The following is an 18151-nucleotide window of genomic DNA, read 5'->3' as shown; positions in this document are numbered from 1 at the left end:
AGAAGCACTTTCGTAATACCAAAAAAATCTTACTCTTAACAAACTACTTTAACTTTCGAACGCAGCCATCCGTGCTGATTCAAGTTATTGGGTCGAATGACACGTCAGATTCCCGTAACACCTCCTTCTGTGCTCCTAAATCTCAGTTCTGTAAGGGTTTTCCTTTAATCCGCGCCTTGACGGTGCGGTGGCCGCATTCCTATAGTGTGCGCAAGTGGCGGAAAGTGGCATGAAGTGGGTTTTTTGAACGTAAAACGCTAAAATTTGGAGAAACGCTGACGTGTTTCGCGGAGCTAACGCTATCAGTCTCGATGCAAAGGGCCGTCTCGCCATGCCGAGCCGGTACCGTGACGAGCTCGTTTCGCGTAGTTCCGGTCAGTTAATCGTCACAATCGATGCCGTTGATCCATGTTTGTGTGTTTACCCCCTCGATGAGTGGGAAATTATCGAAACCAAACTGCGCGCACTGCCTTCGCTTCGCGAAGAGAACCGCCGCCTGCAACGTTTACTGATTGGTAATGCCGTCGACCTCGAGCTCGATGGCAGTGGTCGTTTTCTGGTTCCACCGCGTCTTCGTGAATATGCCAAGTTGGATAAGCGCGCGATGTTGGTAGGCCAACTGAACAAGTTCCAATTGTGGGACGAGGATGCCTGGGATGCGGTTTCTGCCGCTGACCTGGCTGCTATTCAACAACCGGGCGCCATGCCTGATGAACTGCGTGATTTGATCCTGTGACTATTGATAGCGGCTTTAACCACATCACCGTACTGCTTGACGAAGCCGTCGAGGCTCTCGCCGTACGTCCTGATGGCTGCTATCTGGACGGTACGTTCGGGCGCGGCGGTCACAGCCGGCTGATCTTGAGTCAGCTGGGGCCTGATGGCCGGTTGCTCGGATTTGACAAGGATCCTCAAGCCATTGCCACCGGGCAGACGCTAGCGGCCGAAGACGGCCGCTTTGTCGTTGTGCAGCGCAGCTTTGCCGAGCTCGGTTCGGAAGTCGCCGACCGCGGTCTGGCCGGCAAGGTCAGCGGCGTTTTGCTCGACCTCGGCGTGTCTTCGCCGCAGCTCGACGACCCTGAGCGCGGCTTCAGTTTCCTCAATGACGGCCCGCTGGACATGCGCATGGACCCGTCCCGCGGGATCAGCGCTGCCGAGTTCGTCAACACCGCGCCGGTCGAAGAAATCGCTCGGGTGTTCAAAGAGTACGGCGAGGAACGTTTCTCCGGTCGTATGGCCCGTGCCGTCGCCGAGCGCCGCGACATCAAGCCGTTCGAGCGCACCGCCGACCTGGCCGAAGTCCTGAAAGTCGCCAACCCGGCGTGGGAAAAGGGCAAGAACCCGGCGACCCGTGCGTTCCAGGGCCTGCGCATTCACGTCAATAACGAATTGGGCGATCTGGAAGCCGGCCTCGAAGCGGCGCTGGAATGCCTGGAAGTCGGCGGCCGCCTGGTCGTCATCAGCTTCCACTCGCTGGAAGACCGCATCGTCAAACTGTTCATGCGCAAACTGGTTAAAGGTGAAGCCGACAACCTGCCGCGCAATCTGCCGGTGCGTCACGTCGCCTTCGAACCGATCATCAAAATCCATGGCAAAGCGCAGTCCGCCTCCGAGGCCGAACTCAAAGCCAACCCACGTTCCCGTAGCGCCGTCATGCGCGTCGCGGAGAAGCTGCGGTGAGCAAGCTTTTCGCCAAGCCACTGCCCGGCGGAAGCTTTTTCATGCTGCTGCTGTTTGTGGCCGTGCTTGTTTCGGCGATCGGCGTGTCGTACAGCGCTCACTGGAACCGTCAGCTGTTGAACTCGCTGTACAACGAGCTGAGCGTGCGCGACAAGGCGCAGGCCGAGTGGGGCCGCCTGATTCTCGAGCAGAGCACCTGGACCGCCCACAGCCGTATCGAAGTGCTGGCCACCGAACAACTGAAGATGCGCATTCCTGGCGCCGCTGAAGTGCAGATGGTGACGCCATGATGAAACTCGAAGGGGCAATGTTCCCATGGCGTTTTCGCGTGGTGCTGGGGCTGCTCGGCATCATGGTTGCGGCGATCTCCTGGCGCATCATCGACCTGCAAGTCATCGACCGTGCCTTTCTTAAAGGTCAGGGCGATGCGCGCAGTGTTCGTCATATTCCTATCCCGGCTCACCGTGGTCTGATCACCGACCGTAACGGCGAGCCTTTGGCCGTGAGTACGCCGGTCACCACGCTGTGGGCCAACGCCAAGGAAATGCAAACGGCCAAGGAAAAATGGCCGGCACTGGCGGCAGCGCTGGGTCAGGACCCGAAAGCCCTGGCTGAACGTCTCGAAGCCCAGGCCAACAAAGAATTCATCTATCTGGTGCGTGGGCTGACCCCCGAGCAGGGCCAGTCAGTGCTCGACCTGAAAGTACCGGGCGTCTACGGCATTGAGGAGTTCCGGCGTTTCTACCCGGCCGGTGAAGTGACCGCGCACATGGTCGGATTTACCGACATCGATGACCACGGTCGTGAAGGCGTCGAACTGGCTTATGACGAATGGCTCGCCGGGGTCGCCGGCAAGCGTCAGGTCATCAAGGACCGGCGCGGAAGGCTGATCAAGGATGTCCAGGTCACCAAAAACGCCAAGGCCGGCAAGCCCTTGGCGTTGTCCATTGACCTGCGCCTGCAATACCTGGCCAACCGCGAACTGCGTAACGCGATCATCGAGAACGGCGCCAAGGCTGGCAGCCTGGTGATCATGGACGTGAAGACCGGCGAGATCCTTGCCATGGTCAACCAGCCGACCTACAACCCGAACAACCGTCGCAACCTGCAACCGGCGATGATGCGTAACCGCGCGATGATCGACGTGTTCGAACCGGGTTCGACCATGAAAGCGATCTCGATGAGCGCCGCCATCGAGACCGGCCGCTGGAAACCGAGCGATACCGTCGAGGTGTACCCAGGCTCCTTGCAGATCGGCAAGTACACCATCAAGGACGTCTCGAAGACCGAAGGCCCGGTGCTCGACCTGACCGGGATTCTGATCAATTCCAGTAACGTCGGCATGAGTAAGGTCGCGTTCGATATCGGCGGCGAAACGATTTTCCGTCTGGCGCAAAAAGTCGGCCTCGGCCAGGACACCGGCCTTGGCTTCCCGGGCGAGCGCGTCGGCAACCTGCCGAACTACCGCGAATGGCGCAAGGCTGAAACCGCCACGCTGTCCTATGGCTACGGTATTTCCGTGACGGCGATCCAGCTGGTGCACGCCTTCTCGGCGCTGGCCAACAACGGTCGTCTCGCGCCGCTGACCCTGATCAAAACCGACAAGGCGCCGCAGACCACGCAAGTGCTGCCGGAAGCCGTCGCAAAAACCATGCAAGGCATGCTGACCCAGGTCATCGAAGCGCCGCGCGGTGTGTTCCGTGCGCAGGTGCCGGCGTATCACGTGGCCGGCAAGTCGGGTACTGCACGTAAAACGTCGGTGGGCACCAAGGGCTACGCCGAGAACTCTTACCGCTCGCTGTTCGCCGGCTTCGGCCCGATGAGCGATCCGCGTTACGCCATCGTCGTGGTGATCGACGAACCGACCAAGGCCGGTTACTTCGGTGGTCTGGTTTCGGCGCCGGTGTTCAGCAAAGTGATGTCCGGGACGCTGCGCCTGATGAACATCACGCCGGACAACCTGCCGCCGACACAAACCGCGAACGCGACTCCCGTTGTTCCGCTGAAAGCCAATGGAGGGCGCGGCTGATGTCACTAAGTCTGAATAAAATTTTCGCCCACGCTGGCCGCGATCTATTGATCCGCGAATTGGCGCTCGACAGCCGCAACGTGCGCGCTGGCGACTTGTTTCTCGCTGTTCCTGGCGGGCGTTTCGACGGTCGTGCGCACATCGCCGACGCGCTGCAACGCGGCGCTGCCGCGGTGGCGTATGAAGTCGAAGGCTCGACCGTATTGCCGATCACCGACGTGCCGATGATTCCGGTCAAAGGCCTGGCCGCACAGCTGTCGGACATCGCCGGGCGCTTTTATGGCGACCCGAGCCGTCATTTGAACCTGGTGGGTGTGACCGGCACCAACGGCAAAACCAGCGTGACCCAATTGGTAGCCCAGGCGCTTGATCTGCTTGGCCAACATTGCGGCATCGTCGGCACGTTGGGCTGCGGTTTCCACGGCGCGCTGGAAAGCGGCCTGCACACCACGCCGAATCCAATCGCCGTGCAAGCGACCCTGGCCGACCTGAAAAAGGCCGGCGCCAAAGCGGTCGCCATGGAAGTCTCGTCCCACGGGCTGGATCAGGGCCGCGTCACGGCGCTGGCGTTTGATGTGGCGGTGATGACCAACCTGTCCCGCGATCACCTTGATTACCACGGCACCATGCAGGCCTATGGCGAAGCCAAGGCCAGGCTGTTTGCCTGGAATGATTTGAAGTGCCGGGTGGTGAACCTCGACGACGACTTCGGCCGGCAACTGGCCGCCGAAAAGCGTGAGTCGCGTTTGATCACCTACAGCCTCGAAGACAGCAGCGCCTACCTGTATTGCCGTGAAGCGCAATTTGATGACGAAGGTGTGCGCGCCACGTTGGTGACGCCGCAGGGCGAGCACCATTTGCGCAGCACCTTGCTCGGTCGCTTCAACCTGAGCAACGTGCTGGCCGCCGTCGGCGCGTTGCTCGGTCTGGATTATGCGCTGGACGAAATTCTCAACGTCCTGCCGAAGCTCGAAGGCCCGGCCGGTCGCATGCAGCGCCTCGGTGGCGGTACTCAGCCATTGGTGGTGGTCGATTACGCCCACACCCCGGATGCGCTGGAAAAAGTCCTGATGGCCCTGCGTCCACACGCCAAGGGGCGCTTGCTGTGCCTGTTCGGTTGCGGCGGTGATCGTGATCGCGGCAAGCGTCCGCTGATGGCCGAAGTGGTCGAGCGTCTGGCCGACGGCGTACTGGTCACCGATGACAACCCTCGCACCGAAGACCCGTCAGTGATCTTCGATGACATCCGCGCCGGCTTCACGGCTGTGGATAAAGTGACGTTCGTGGCCGGTCGTGGCCAGGCGATTGCCCAATTGATCGCCAGCGCTTCGGCGGATGACGTGATTGTCCTGGCCGGCAAAGGTCACGAGGACTATCAGGAAATCAACGGCGAGCGTCACGATTTTTCCGATCTGGTCGAGGCCGATCATGCCCTGACCGCGTGGGAGGTGGCCCATGCTTAAAGCGTTGAAACTGAGCGAGCTGACCGGGGCATTGAATGGCCAACTGCTCAATGCCGATGCCACATTTGATGGCGTCAGCATCGACAGTCGCGCGATCAAGCCCGGCCAACTGTTTATTGCCCTGACCGGCCCGCGTTTCGACGGTCATGACTATCTGAACGACGTGGCCGACAAAGGTGCCGTAGCGGCGCTGGTCGAGCGTGAAGTCGCCGACAGCGCGTTGCCACAACTGCTGGTCAAGGACACTCGTCAAGCGCTCGGTCAACTGGGCGCATTGAACCGTGCCGCGTTCACCCACCCGGTTGCAGCCGTCACCGGTTCCAGCGGCAAGACCACGGTCAAGGAGATGCTTGCGAGCATCCTGCGCACGCGCGGTCCGGTACTGGCGACCCGTGGCAACCTGAACAACGACCTCGGCGTGCCGCTGACCTTGCTCGAACTCGCGCCGGAACACACCGCCGCCGTGATCGAACTGGGTGCTTCGCGCCTTGGCGAAATTGCCTACACCGTGGGCATGACCAAACCCCACGTGGCCATCCTCAACAACGCCGGGACTGCCCACGTTGGCGAGTTTGGCGGGCCGGAAAAAATCGTTGAAGCCAAAGGCGAAATTATCGAAGGGCTTGAGGCCGATGGCATCGCCGTTCTTAATCTCGACGACAAGGCTTTTGAAATCTGGAAGACCCGCGCTGCCGGTCGCAAAGTGCTGACGTTCGCTCTGAGCAACCTCAGCGCCGACTTCTATGCCAGCGACCTGGACCGCGACGCTCGTGGTTGCCCGGCGTTCAACCTGCACACGCCTGACGGTGTGGAGCGTGTTCAATTGAACCTGCTCGGCACGCATAACGTCGCCAACGCCATGGCCGCTGCCGCAGCCGCTCATGCCTTGGGCGTGTCGCTGTTCGGCATTGCCACCGGCCTGGCCGCTGTGCAACCGGTCAAGGGCCGCTCTGTCGCGCAATTGGCCACCAACGGCATGCGCGTGATTGATGACACGTACAACGCAAACCCGACCTCCATGTGCGCTGCCGTTGATATACTCGCCGGCTTTTCCGGTCGCACCGTTCTGGTGCTCGGGGATATCGGCGAGTTGGGCGATTGGGCACAGCAGGGGCACCGCGATGTGGGCGAATACGCCCGCGGCAAAGTATCCGCGCTGTATGCCGTCGGACCCATGATGGTTCACGCCGTAAACGCTTTCGGTCCACAGGCCTTTCACTTCAGCACTCAGGCTGAACTGATCAAGGCGCTGGGCGCCGAGCAAGACACCAATACCACCATTTTGATCAAGGGTTCGCGCAGCGCTGCGATGGAAAACATCGTCGCCGCTTTGTGCGGGTCCAGTCTGGAGAAACATTAATGCTGCTGCTGCTAGCGGAGTATCTGCAACAGTTCTACAAAGGCTTCGCGGTCTTCCAGTACCTGACCCTGCGCGGGATTCTCGGTGTGCTGACCGCGCTGGTCTTGTCGCTGTGCTATGGCCCGTGGATGATCCGCACCCTGCAGAACCGTCAGATCGGCCAATCCGTTCGCAACGACGGTCCACAGTCGCACTTGTCCAAGTCGGGTACGCCGACCATGGGCGGTGCGTTGATTCTGTCGTCCATCGGCGTCAGCACCCTGCTCTGGGCTGATCTGAGCAACCGTTATGTCTGGACCGTGCTGCTGGTGACGTTGCTGTTCGGTGCCATCGGCTGGGTCGACGATTACCGCAAAGTGATCGAGAAGAACTCCCGTGGCTTGCCGAGTCGCTGGAAGTACTTCTGGCAGTCGGTGTTCGGTCTGGGCGCTGCGGTCTTCCTTTATATGACCGCGGCCACCCCGGTAGAAACCACCCTGATTTTGCCGATGCTCAAGGATTACAGCATTCCGCTGGGCGCAGGCTTCATCGTCCTGACCTACTTCGTGATCGTTGGCTCGAGCAACGCGGTCAACCTGACTGACGGCCTCGATGGCCTGGCGATCATGCCGACCGTGATGGTCGGCGGCGGTCTGGGGATCTTCTGCTACCTGTCGGGTAACGTGAAGTTCGCTGAATACCTGCTGATTCCTTATGTACCGGGCGCGGGTGAACTGATCGTGTTCTGCGGTGCGCTGATCGGGGCGGGCCTCGGGTTCCTCTGGTTCAACACCTATCCGGCTCAAGTGTTCATGGGCGACGTCGGCGCACTGGCGCTGGGCGCCGCGCTGGGCACCATCGCGGTGATCGTCCGTCAGGAAATCGTCCTGTTCATCATGGGCGGTGTGTTCGTGATGGAGACCCTGTCGGTGGTCATCCAGGTTGCTTCTTTCAAGATGACCGGTCGCCGCGTGTTTCGCATGGCACCGATTCACCACCACTTTGAACTCAAGGGCTGGCCTGAGCCACGCGTGATCGTCCGTTTCTGGATCATCACCGTGATTCTCGTGCTGGTCGGCCTTGCCACCCTGAAGCTGAGGTAGAAACTCGTGTCTCTGATCGCTTCTGACCACTTCCGCATCGTTGTCGGCCTCGGCAAGAGCGGCATGTCCCTGGTTCGCTTCCTGGCGAACCGGGGCACGTCGTTTGCTGTGGCCGATACGCGGGAAAATCCACCGGAACTGGCCACGCTCAAGCGTGACTATCCGCACGTGGAAGTGCGTTGTGGCGAGCTGGACGTCGAGTTCCTGTGCCGTGCCGACGAGCTCTACGTGAGCCCCGGCCTGGCGCTGGCGACCCCGGCCCTGCAGGCTGCCGCCGCCCGTGGCGTGAAATTGTCCGGTGACATCGAGCTGTTCGCGCGTAACGCGAAGGCGCCGATTGTCGCCATCAGCGGTTCCAATGCGAAAAGCACCGTCACCACTCTGGTTGGCGAGATGGCCGTCGCGGCGGGCAAGCGTGTGGCGGTCGGCGGCAACCTCGGTACGCCAGCGCTGGACCTGCTTGACGATGACATCGAGCTGTACGTGATGGAGCTGTCGAGCTTCCAGCTGGAAACCACCGATCAACTGAACGCCGAAGTGGCGACCGTGCTCAACGTCAGCGAAGACCACATGGACCGTTACAGCGGTCTGCCGGCCTATCACCTGGCCAAGCACCGGATTTTCCGTGGCGCCAGACAGTTTGTGGTCAACCGTCAGGACGCCCTGAGCCGTCCGCTGATGGGCGAGGGCCAGCCGTGCTGGACCTTCGGTTTGAGCAAACCTGATTTCAAGGCGTTCGGTATCCGCGAAGAAGACGGCGAGAAGTACCTGGCCTTCGAATTCCAGAACCTGATGCCGGTGCGCGAGTTGAAAATTCGTGGCGCCCACAACCAGTCCAACGCCCTGGCGGCATTGGCCCTGGGCCATGCCGTCGGTCTGCCATTCGACGCCATGCTCACGGCCCTGCGCAGCTTTGCCGGCCTCGAGCATCGCTGCCAGTGGGTGCGTGATCTGGACGGCGTCAGCTACTACAACGATTCCAAAGCCACCAACGTGGGGGCCGCGCTGGCGGCCATCGAAGGTTTGGGCGCGGACATCGACGGCAAGATCGTGCTGATCGCCGGTGGCGACGGCAAGGGTGCCGAGTTCAATGACCTGCGTGATCCGGTGGCTGCCAACTGCCGCGCTGTGATCCTGATGGGCCGTGACTCAGACAAGATCGGCCAGGCCATCGGCGATGCCGTGCCGCTGATTCGTGTCGGTTCGCTGGTCGAAGCCGTGGAGCAATGCCGCGCGGCAGCCCACCCCGGTGACGTGGTGCTGCTGTCACCGGCCTGCGCCAGTTTCGACATGTTCAAGAACTACGAAGACCGTGGTCATCAGTTCGTCCAAGCCGTGGAGGAACTGGCATGAGCCTGAGAAACATCATCAAGCCTTATCCGTCGCCGATCATCACCGGGCGCGGGGTCGACCTCGACTTCCCGATGCTCGCCGGTTGCCTGGCCTTGATCGGCCTGGGGCTGGTCATGATTGCATCGGCCTCGACCGAAGTTGCCGCAGTGCAATCGGGCAGTGCCCTGTATTACATGATTCGCCACCTTATCTACATTGTTCTGGGCCTGGGTGCCTGCGTCATCACCATGATGATCCCGATCGCCACCTGGCAACGCCTGGGCTGGCTGATGCTGCTGGGTGCATTCGGTTTGCTGGTGATGGTGATCATTCCCGGGATCGGCCGTGAAGTGAACGGTTCGATGCGCTGGATCGGTTTCAGCTTCTTCAACGTTCAGCCGTCCGAGATCGCCAAGGTGTTCGTGGTGATCTACCTCGCCGGCTATCTGGTGCGTCGCCAGAAAGAAGTGCGCGAAAGCTGGATGGGTTTCTTCAAGCCATTCATCGTGTTGCTGCCAATGGCCGGCCTGCTGCTGATGGAACCGGACTTCGGTGCCACCGTCGTGATGATGGGGGCGGCGGCGGCGATGCTGTTCCTGGGCGGCGTCGGGCTGTTCCGGTTTTCCTTGATGGTGGTCCTGGCCGTTGCGGCGGTGGTGCTGTTGATTCAAGTGCAGCCGTATCGAATGGCGCGTCTGACCAACTTTGCCGACCCGTGGGCCGACCAGTTTGGTGCCGGCTATCAGTTGTCCCAGGCATTGATCGCGTTTGGTCGCGGCGAATGGCTGGGCGTTGGCCTGGGCAACAGCGTACAGAAACAGTTCTACCTGCCAGAAGCCCACACCGACTTCGTGTTCTCGGTGCTGGCTGAAGAGCTGGGGGCCGTGGGCTCGTTGTGCACCGTGGCGCTGTTCGTCTTTGTCTGTATTCGTGGCATGTACATCGGTTATTGGGCCGAGAAGGCCAAGCAGTTCTTCGCTGCCTACATTGCTTACGGTCTGTCGTTCCTGTGGATTGGTCAGTTCCTGATCAACATCGGCGTGAACGTCGGCCTGCTGCCGACCAAAGGCCTGACCCTGCCGTTCCTCAGTTACGGCGGCAGTTCGTTGGTGATTTGCGGTGCCTGTCTCGGCTTGTTGCTGCGCATCGAGTGGGAGAGTCGAACCCACCTGGGCAGTGAGGAGATGGAGTTCCATGAAAGTGACTTCGCCGAGGAGCCACCCCATGGGCGCTAACGTATTGATCATGGCGGGCGGCACCGGGGGGCACGTTTTCCCGGCACTGGCCTGCGCTCGCGAATTCCAGGCCCGCGGTTACACCGTGCATTGGCTCGGGACGCCGCGCGGCATCGAGAACGACCTGGTGCCGATGGCCGGGATCGAACTGCACCGGATCAACGCCAGTGGCTTGCGCGGCAAGGGCAAATTGTCCCTGCTCAAGGCACCGTTCATGTTGCTTAAATCCGTCTGGCAGGCGCGGGCGATCATTCGTCAGCTGCGGCCAGTGTGTGTGGTCGGCTTCGGTGGTTACGTGACCGGCCCTGGTGGAGTTGCCGCCAAACTGGCCGGTGTGCCGGTGATCGTTCACGAACAGAACGCCGTGGCCGGTACCGCCAATCGGTTGCTGGTGCCGTTGGCCGCCCGAGTCTGTGAAGCGTTCCCCGACACCTTTACCCTGTCGGACAGCCGTCGGACCACCGGTAACCCGGTGCGCACCGAGCTGTTCCTCGAAACGGCGCGACCAGCCCTGGCCGGTCGCAAGGCGCGTTTGCTGATCCTGGGTGGAAGCCTGGGCGCAGAACCGTTGAACAAATTGCTGCCTGAAGCCTTGTCGCAAGTCGCCCCCGACCTGCGTCCGGAAGTGTTTCATCAGGCCGGTAAAAACCACGATGAAGTGACTGCAGAGCGCTATCGCGCGGCTGGCGTCGAGGCGCAAGTGCAGCCTTTCATCAAAGACATGGCCCAAGCCTATGGCTGGGCCGACCTGGTGGTGTGCCGCGCAGGCGCGCTGACCATCAGTGAACTGGCCGCCGCCGGTCTGCCCTCGATGCTGGTGCCTTTGCCCCACGCGATCGACGATCACCAGACCCGCAACGCCGATTATTTGGCCCGTGAAGGCGCTGCCTTCCTGATGCCGCAAAGAACGACTGGCGCAGCGGATCTTGCCGCTCGCCTGACAGAGGTCCTGATGCAACCACAACGACTCAACGATATGGCTAACGCGGCACGCCGCCTGGCCAAACCCGATGCCACCCGTAACGTGGTCGATACCTGCCTGGAGGTGGCTCATGGTTGAGAATCAGAAAGCCATGCCGCAACCGGAAATGCGCCGCATCCGTAAAATCCACTTCGTGGGCATCGGCGGAGTGGGCATGTGCGGGATCGCCGAAGTGTTGTTGAACCTGGGCTATGAAGTGTCCGGTTCCGACCTGAAAGCCTCGCCGGTTACCGAGCGCCTGGAATCTTTCGGCGCGCATATCTTTATCGGCCACCGCGCCGAAAACGCCGCGGCTGCCGATGTGCTGGTGGTGTCGAGTGCCGTCAACACCTCCAACCCGGAAGTCGCGACTGCGTTGGAACGCCGTATCCCGGTGGTGCCGCGCGCCGAGATGCTGGCCGAGCTGATGCGTTACCGCCACGGTATCGCCGTCGCCGGTACCCACGGCAAAACCACCACCACCAGCCTGATCGCTTCGGTGTTCGCGGCCGGTGGCCTGGACCCGACGTTCGTCATCGGTGGCCGCCTGAATGCCGCGGGCACCAATGCCCAGCTCGGCACCAGCCGTTACCTGATCGCCGAAGCCGACGAAAGCGACGCCAGTTTCCTGCACTTGCAGCCGCTGGTGGCCGTGGTCACCAATATCGACGCCGACCACATGGCGACCTACGACGGTGACTTCAACAAACTGAAGAAAACCTTCGTCGAGTTCCTCCACAACCTGCCGTTCTACGGTTTGGCCGTGGTGTGCCTGGACGATCCGGTGGTGCGTGAAATTCTCCCGCTGGTCAAGCGCCCGACTGTCACCTACGGCTTCGGCGATGACTGCGACGTGCGCGCGATCAATGTGCGTCAGCAGGGCATGCAGACCTTCTTCACCGTGCTGCGCCCTGAACGCGAGCCGCTGGATGTCTCGGTGAACATGCCGGGCAACCACAACGTATTGAACGCGCTGGCGACCATCTGCATCGCCTCTGACGAGGGCGTCAGCGATGAAGCCATCGTCCAGGGCCTGTCCGGGTTCCAGGGTGTCGGCCGACGCTTCCAGGTCTACGGCGAACTGCCGGTCGAAGGCGGCAACGTGATGCTGGTCGACGATTACGGTCACCACCCGACCGAAGTTGCCGCCGTGATCAAGGCCGTACGCGGTGGATGGCCGGAGCGCCGCCTGGTGATGGTTTACCAGCCGCACCGTTACAGCCGCACCCGCGACCTGTACGACGATTTCGTCAATGTACTGGCCGACGCCAACGTCCTGCTGCTGATGGAAGTGTATCCGGCCGGCGAAGAGCCGATCCCGGGCGCTGACAGCCGCAAGTTGTGCAACAGCATCCGTCAGCGCGGTCAGCTGGACCCGATCTACATCGAGCGCGGTGTCGACCTCGCGCCGCTGGTCAAGCCGCTGCTGCGTGCCGGCGACATCCTGTTGTGCCAGGGCGCCGGTGATATCGGCGGTCTCGCACCAAAACTGTTGAACAGTCCGTTGTTCGCGGGTGCCGTTGCTGCACCTGCCGTGGGGAAGTTGAAATGACTGCTGCTTACGCCAATCTCGTCTCCACCGTCGCGCCGAAAGACTTCGGCCGCGTCGCCGTGCTGTTCGGCGGCAAGAGTGCCGAGCGTGAGGTTTCGCTGAAGTCCGGTAACGCGGTCCTCGCTGCACTGCAAAGTGCTGGTGTGGATGCGTTCGGCCTCGACGTCGGCGATGACCTGTTGCAGCGTTTGCTCAACGAAAAAATCGACCGCGCCTTCATCATTCTTCACGGTCGTGGCGGTGAAGACGGCAGCATGCAGGGCCTGCTCGAATGCCTGGGCATTCCGTACACCGGCAGCGGCATTCTGGCTTCGGCACTGGCCATGGACAAACTGCGCACCAAGCAGGTCTGGCACAGCCTGGGTATTCCGACGCCGCGCCATGCCGTGTTGAGCAGCGAGGCCGATTGTATTTCGGCAGCGACGGAACTGGGCTTCCCTTTGATCGTCAAACCGGCGCATGAAGGTTCAAGTATCGGTATGGCCAAAGTGACGTCCGCGTCGGAATTGATCGACGCCTGGAAAGCGGCCAGTACCTACGATTCGCAAGTGTTGGTCGAGCAATGGATTCACGGTCCGGAGTTCACCATCGCCACCCTGCGTGACCAGGTGTTGCCTCCGATTGCCCTGGGCACGACGCACAGCTTCTACGACTACGACGCCAAGTACATCGCCAACGATACCCAGTACCGCATTCCATGCGGGCTCGACAGTACCAAGGAAAAGGAACTCATGGACCTCACGGCGAAAGCCTGCGAGGCGCTGGGTATCGCCGGTTGGGGCAGGGCAGACGTGATGCAGGACGCTGACGGGCAGTTCTGGTTCCTGGAAGTGAACACCGCGCCGGGCATGACCGATCACAGCCTGGTGCCGATGGCGGCCCGTGCCGCCGGTCTGGATTTCCAGCAACTGGTTCTGGCGATTTTGGCCGCCAGCATTGCCGGCAATAACGAGCCGCGAGGGTAAGACCATGCAAGGCGCGCAGCTAAGACATCAGCCACCCCCAGCACCCGGCCGCAAGCCGGTGCCACGGGGTGCCAGCCGAATGGTGGCCAAAGAGCCGATGTCGATGCGCCTGCCGAAAGCCAATTTTGGTTTTCTCAAAGCGTTGTTCTGGCCAGTGCTGTTGGTTGCACTGGGGTTTGGCACTTACGAAGGCGCACAGCGTTTGCTGCCGTACGCCGACCGGCCGATCACCAAGATCAACGTGCAGGGTGATTTGAGTTACATCAGCCAGCAAGCCGTGCAGCAGCGGATCGCCCCGTACGTGGCGTCGAGCTTCTTCACCATCGACCTGGAAAGCATGCGCACCGAGCTTGAGACGATGCCATGGATTGCCCACGCCGAAGTGCGTCGGGTGTGGCCGGATCAGGTGGTGATCCGCCTGGAAGAACAACTGCCGGTGGCCCGTTGGGGCGATGAGTCGCTGTTGAACAACCAGGGCCAGGCGTTCACCCCGCGTGAACTGGCGAACTACGAACATTTGCCGCAGCTGTTCGGCCCACAACGGGCTCAACAGCAGGTCATGCAGCAATACCAGGTGCTGAGCCAGATGCTCAGGCCGCTGGGCTTCTCGATTGCACGCCTGGAGTTGCGTGAACGCGGCAGCTGGTTCCTGACCACCGGCGCCGGCAGTGCCGGCCCGGGGATCGAACTGCTGCTGGGGCGCGGCAACCTGGTGGAGAAGATGCGCCGTTTCATTGCCATCTATGACAAGACGCTCAAAGAACAGATTACGAACATTGCGCGCATCGATCTGCGCTACGCCAACGGCCTCGCTGTTGGCTGGCGGGAACCTGTAGCGCCCACGACAGCCCAACCCGCTGTCGCGAAGAATTAAGAAGAGGCAGGACCCATGGCAAACGTGCAAAGCGGCAAAATGATCGTCGGTCTCGATATCGGCACCTCCAAGGTGGTGGCGCTGGTCGGCGAGGTTTCGGACGACGGCACGCTGGAAATCGTCGGGATCGGTACTCATCCGTCCCGTGGCCTGAAGAAAGGCGTGGTGGTGAACATCGAGTCCACCGTGCAGTCGATCCAGCGCGCCATCGAAGAAGCGCAGCTGATGGCCGGTTGCCGCATTCACTCGGCGTTTGTCGGCGTGGCCGGCAATCACATCCGCAGCCTGAACTCCCACGGCATCGTGGCGATTCGTGATCGCGAAGTCAGCTCGGCCGACCTTGAGCGCGTTCTCGACGCTGCCCAGGCTGTGGCGATCCCGGCTGACCAGCGCGTGCTGCACACCCTGCCGCAGGATTACGTGATCGATAACCAGGAAGGCGTTCGCGAGCCACTGGGCATGTCAGGCGTGCGTCTGGAAGCCAAGGTCCATGTGGTCACCTGCGCCGTCAACGCCGCACAGAACATTGAAAAATGCGTGCGTCGCTGCGGTCTGGAAATCGACGACATCATTCTTGAGCAACTGGCCTCGGCCTACTCGGTGCTGACCGACGACGAGAAAGAGCTGGGCGTGTGCCTGGTGGACATCGGCGGCGGCACCACCGACATCGCCATCTTCACCGAAGGCGCAATCCGCCACACTGCGGTGATCCCGATTGCGGGTGATCAGGTGACCAACGACATCGCCATGGCGTTGCGCACCCCGACCCAGTACGCCGAAGAAATCAAGATTCGCTACGCCTGCGCCCTGGCCAAGCTGGCCGGTGCCGGTGAAACCATCAAGGTCCCAAGCGTTGGCGACCGTCCTCCACGCGAGCTGTCCCGTCAGGCCCTGGCCGAAGTGGTCGAGCCGCGTTACGACGAGCTGTTCACGCTGATCCAGGCTGAACTGCGTCGCAGCGGCTACGAAGACCTGATCCCGGCCGGCATCGTGCTGACCGGCGGTACGTCGAAGATGGAAGGCGCCACCGAGCTGGCTGAAGAGATTTTCCACATGCCGGTCCGCCTGGGCGTGCCGCATGGCGTCAAGGGCCTGGACGACGTGGTCCGCAACCCGATTTATTCCACCGGCGTTGGCCTGTTGATGTACGGCCTGCAAAAGCAGTCCGACGGGATTTCGTTCTCGGGCATCAGCAGCCGTGACAGCTACAGCAATGAAGAACCGAAAGCCGCCTTGCTCGATCGCATCAAGAGCTGGGTACAAGGCAACTTCTAAAGATTTATCGCAGCACCGTTGTAGATACAGGCAGTAGGCGAAAAAACTAGAGAACGTAAAGGAGAGGGAAAATGTTCGAACTCGTAGACAACATCCCCGCAAGCCCGGTTATTAAAGTTATCGGTGTTGGCGGAGGCGGCGGCAACGCTGTCAACCACATGGTCAAGAGCAACATTGAAGGCGTTGAATTCATCTGCGCCAACACTGATGCCCAGGCGCTGAAATCCATCGGCGCGCGGACCATCCTGCAACTGGGTACCGGTGTGACCAAAGGTCTGGGCGCCGGCGCCAACCCTGAAGTAGGTCGTCAGGCCGCTCTCGAAGACCGTGAGCGCATTGCCGAAGTCCTGCAGGGCACCAACATGGTGTTCATCACCACTGGCATGGGCGGCGGTACCGGTACCGGTGCGGCGCCAATCATTGCCGAAGTGGCCAAGGAAATGGGGATCCTCACCGTTGCGGTGGTGACTCGTCCGTTCCCGTTCGAAGGCCGCAAGCGCATGCAGATCGCGGACGAAGGCATCCGTCTGCTGTCCGAAAGCGTCGACTCGTTGATCACCATTCCCAACGAGAAACTGCTGACCATCCTTGGCAAGGACGCAAGCCTGCTGTCCGCATTCGCCAAGGCTGACGATGTACTGGCCGGTGCCGTTCGCGGTATCTCCGACATCATCAAGCGTCCGGGCATGATCAACGTCGACTTCGCCGACGTCCGTACCGTGATGAGCGAAATGGGCATGGCGATGATGGGCACTGGCTGCGCCAGCGGTCCGAACCGTGCACGCGAGGCCACCGAAGCGGCCATCCGCAACCCGTTGCTCGAAGACGTGAACCTGCAAGGTGCACGCGGCATCCTGGTGAACATCACCGCCGGTCCTGACCTGTCCCTGGGTGAGTACTCCGACGTGGGTAGCATCATCGAAGCCTTCGCTTCCGAGCACGCCATGGTCAAGGTCGGTACCGTTATCGATCCGGACATGCGCGACGAGCTGCACGTGACTGTGGTTGCTACCGGTCTGGGCGCGAAAATCGAGAAGCCTGTGAAGGTCATCGACAACACCGTTCACACCTCGATGGCCTCCCAGCCGCAACAATCGGCGCCCACTCGTCAGGAACAGCCAGCGGTGAACTACCGTGACCTGGACCGTCCGACCGTCATGCGCAACCAGGCTCAGGCCGGTGCTGCGACTGCCGCGAAGATGAATCCGCAAGATGATCTGGACTACCTGGACATCCCGGCTTTCCTGCGTCGTCAGGCTGATTGATGGAATGTATCAGGGCTATGAAGTTGATTGGTGTTCAGCAAAGGTCTGGTCTGCTATCATCGCCAGCCTTTGTTGATACCAGTTCGCAATTTGCGCTGAAGCGGCCCAAGCCATGATTAAACAACGCACACTGAAAAATATTATCCGTGCCACAGGTGTAGGCCTGCACTCCGGGGAGAAGGTATACCTGACCCTCAAGCCCGCGCCTATCGACACCGGCATCGTGTTTTGTCGTGCTGACCTCGATCCTGTGGTGCAGATTCCTGCTCGCGCAGAAAACGTTGGCGAAACCACTATGTCGACCACACTGGTTAACGGTGACGTCAAAGTGGACACGGTGGAGCACTTGCTCTCGGCCATGGCTGGCCTGGGCATCGATAACGCCTACGTCGAGCTCTCCGCGTCCGAAGTACCGATCATGGATGGTAGCGCTGGACCTTTCGTATTCCTGATTCAGTCGGCCGGCCTGGAAGAACAGGACGCAGCCAAGAAGTTCATCCGGATCCTGCGGGAAGTGACAGTGGAAGATGGCGACAAGCGCGCCACTTTCGTCCCTTTCGAAGGTTTCAAGGTGAGCTTCGAGATCGATTTCGATCACCCGGTTTTCCGTGACCGCACACAAAGTGCAAGCGTGGATTTTTCCAGCACTTCGTTCGTAAAAGAAGTCAGCCGCGCCCGTACCTTTGGTTTCATGAGTGATATCGAGTACCTGCGCAAGCACAACCTCGCACTCGGCGGCAGTGTTGAAAACGCTATTGTGGTCGACGCGGATGGCGTACTGAACGAAGACGGTCTTCGCTATGAAGACGAATTCGTGAAGCACAAGATCCTCGATGCAATTGGTGACCTCTACCTGCTGGGCAATAGCCTGATTGGTGAGTTCAAGGGCTTCAAGTCCGGACATGCATTGAACAACCAGCTGCTGCGCAAGTTGATTGAGCAGACAGATGCTTGGGAAGTCGTGACTTTCGAAGACGCCAGCACTGCACCGATCTCTTACATGCGTCCCGTCGCGGCCGTGTAAGCAAAAAACCTCTCTAGTTTTTAAAGGCTGCCTTCGGGTGGCCTTTTTTTATGC

Annotated in this window: 16 protein-coding genes; all 16 read left to right on the top strand. The window is 60.8% G+C overall.

Annotated elements, in window-relative coordinates:
- Positions 1-280 precede the first annotated feature (280 nt).
- The 16 genes from mraZ to lpxC all read left to right on the top strand — a co-directional run bounded on the left by mraZ (position 281) and on the right by lpxC (position 18097).
- Complete coding sequence (gene mraZ, locus SB725_RS19575; protein ID WP_008147486.1) at positions 281-736, top strand: division/cell wall cluster transcriptional repressor MraZ; 456 nt, start codon at positions 281-283, stop codon at positions 734-736.
- Complete coding sequence (gene rsmH, locus SB725_RS19570; RefSeq protein WP_027922683.1) at positions 733-1680, top strand: 16S rRNA (cytosine(1402)-N(4))-methyltransferase RsmH; 948 nt, start codon at positions 733-735, stop codon at positions 1678-1680. Before mraZ ends, rsmH begins: the two co-directional genes overlap by 4 nt.
- Positions 1677-1970 carry a cell division protein FtsL gene (gene ftsL, locus SB725_RS19565; RefSeq protein ID WP_027922684.1) on the top strand — a complete coding sequence of 98 codons (294 nt, stop codon included), beginning with the start codon at positions 1677-1679 and terminating at the stop codon, positions 1968-1970. Before rsmH ends, ftsL begins: the two co-directional genes overlap by 4 nt.
- The gene (locus SB725_RS19560) at positions 1970-3709 is read left to right on the top strand and encodes a peptidoglycan D,D-transpeptidase FtsI family protein (protein ID WP_172825972.1); all 1740 of its coding nucleotides are present in this window, start codon (positions 1970-1972) and stop codon (positions 3707-3709) included. Before ftsL ends, SB725_RS19560 begins: the two co-directional genes overlap by 1 nt.
- Positions 3709-5172: a UDP-N-acetylmuramoyl-L-alanyl-D-glutamate--2,6-diaminopimelate ligase gene (locus SB725_RS19555; protein ID WP_194940614.1), complete on the top strand. Its 1464-nt coding sequence runs from the start codon at positions 3709-3711 to the stop codon at positions 5170-5172. The genes SB725_RS19560 and SB725_RS19555 overlap by 1 nt, the downstream gene beginning before the upstream one ends.
- Positions 5165-6532, top strand: coding sequence for a UDP-N-acetylmuramoyl-tripeptide--D-alanyl-D-alanine ligase (locus tag SB725_RS19550; protein WP_410922496.1), 1368 nt, complete (start codon positions 5165-5167; stop codon positions 6530-6532). The genes SB725_RS19555 and SB725_RS19550 overlap by 8 nt, the downstream gene beginning before the upstream one ends.
- Entirely contained in the window at positions 6532-7614 is a 1083-nt protein-coding gene (mraY, locus tag SB725_RS19545) for a phospho-N-acetylmuramoyl-pentapeptide-transferase (RefSeq protein WP_027922688.1), read from the top strand. The genes SB725_RS19550 and mraY overlap by 1 nt, the downstream gene beginning before the upstream one ends.
- A gap of 6 nt (positions 7615-7620) precedes the next feature.
- Positions 7621-8967, top strand: a complete 1347-nt coding sequence (gene murD / locus SB725_RS19540; RefSeq protein WP_027922689.1) for a UDP-N-acetylmuramoyl-L-alanine--D-glutamate ligase — start codon at positions 7621-7623, stop codon at positions 8965-8967.
- Positions 8964-10181 (top strand): putative lipid II flippase FtsW, encoded by a 1218-nt coding sequence (ftsW, locus tag SB725_RS19535; protein WP_027922690.1) that lies wholly within the window; start codon positions 8964-8966, stop codon positions 10179-10181. Before murD ends, ftsW begins: the two co-directional genes overlap by 4 nt.
- Positions 10171-11241 (top strand): undecaprenyldiphospho-muramoylpentapeptide beta-N-acetylglucosaminyltransferase, encoded by a 1071-nt coding sequence (murG, locus tag SB725_RS19530; protein ID WP_027922691.1) that lies wholly within the window; start codon positions 10171-10173, stop codon positions 11239-11241. Before ftsW ends, murG begins: the two co-directional genes overlap by 11 nt.
- Entirely contained in the window at positions 11234-12694 is a 1461-nt protein-coding gene (murC, locus tag SB725_RS19525; RefSeq protein ID WP_027922692.1) for a UDP-N-acetylmuramate--L-alanine ligase, read from the top strand. Before murG ends, murC begins: the two co-directional genes overlap by 8 nt.
- Positions 12691-13659, top strand: a complete 969-nt coding sequence (locus SB725_RS19520; protein ID WP_410922495.1) for a D-alanine--D-alanine ligase — start codon at positions 12691-12693, stop codon at positions 13657-13659. Before murC ends, SB725_RS19520 begins: the two co-directional genes overlap by 4 nt.
- Before the next feature lie 4 nt (positions 13660-13663).
- The gene (locus SB725_RS19515; protein WP_027922694.1) at positions 13664-14533 is read left to right on the top strand and encodes a cell division protein FtsQ/DivIB; all 870 of its coding nucleotides are present in this window, start codon (positions 13664-13666) and stop codon (positions 14531-14533) included.
- Between the two features lie 15 nt (positions 14534-14548).
- Entirely contained in the window at positions 14549-15808 is a 1260-nt protein-coding gene (gene ftsA, locus SB725_RS19510; protein ID WP_027922695.1) for a cell division protein FtsA, read from the top strand.
- Between the two features lie 71 nt (positions 15809-15879).
- The gene (ftsZ, locus tag SB725_RS19505; RefSeq protein WP_410922494.1) at positions 15880-17073 is read left to right on the top strand and encodes a cell division protein FtsZ; all 1194 of its coding nucleotides are present in this window, start codon (positions 15880-15882) and stop codon (positions 17071-17073) included.
- A gap of 112 nt (positions 17074-17185) precedes the next feature.
- The gene (gene lpxC, locus SB725_RS19500; RefSeq protein ID WP_008060300.1) at positions 17186-18097 is read left to right on the top strand and encodes a UDP-3-O-acyl-N-acetylglucosamine deacetylase; all 912 of its coding nucleotides are present in this window, start codon (positions 17186-17188) and stop codon (positions 18095-18097) included.
- Positions 18098-18151: the final 54 nt, after the last annotated feature.

The organism is Pseudomonas sp. SIMBA_041 (genome assembly GCF_046535095.1).
In the GTDB taxonomy this organism is placed as follows: Bacteria; Pseudomonadota; Gammaproteobacteria; order Pseudomonadales; family Pseudomonadaceae; genus Aquipseudomonas; species Aquipseudomonas mucoides.
This window is presented reverse-complemented; position numbering and strand designations above follow the sequence as displayed.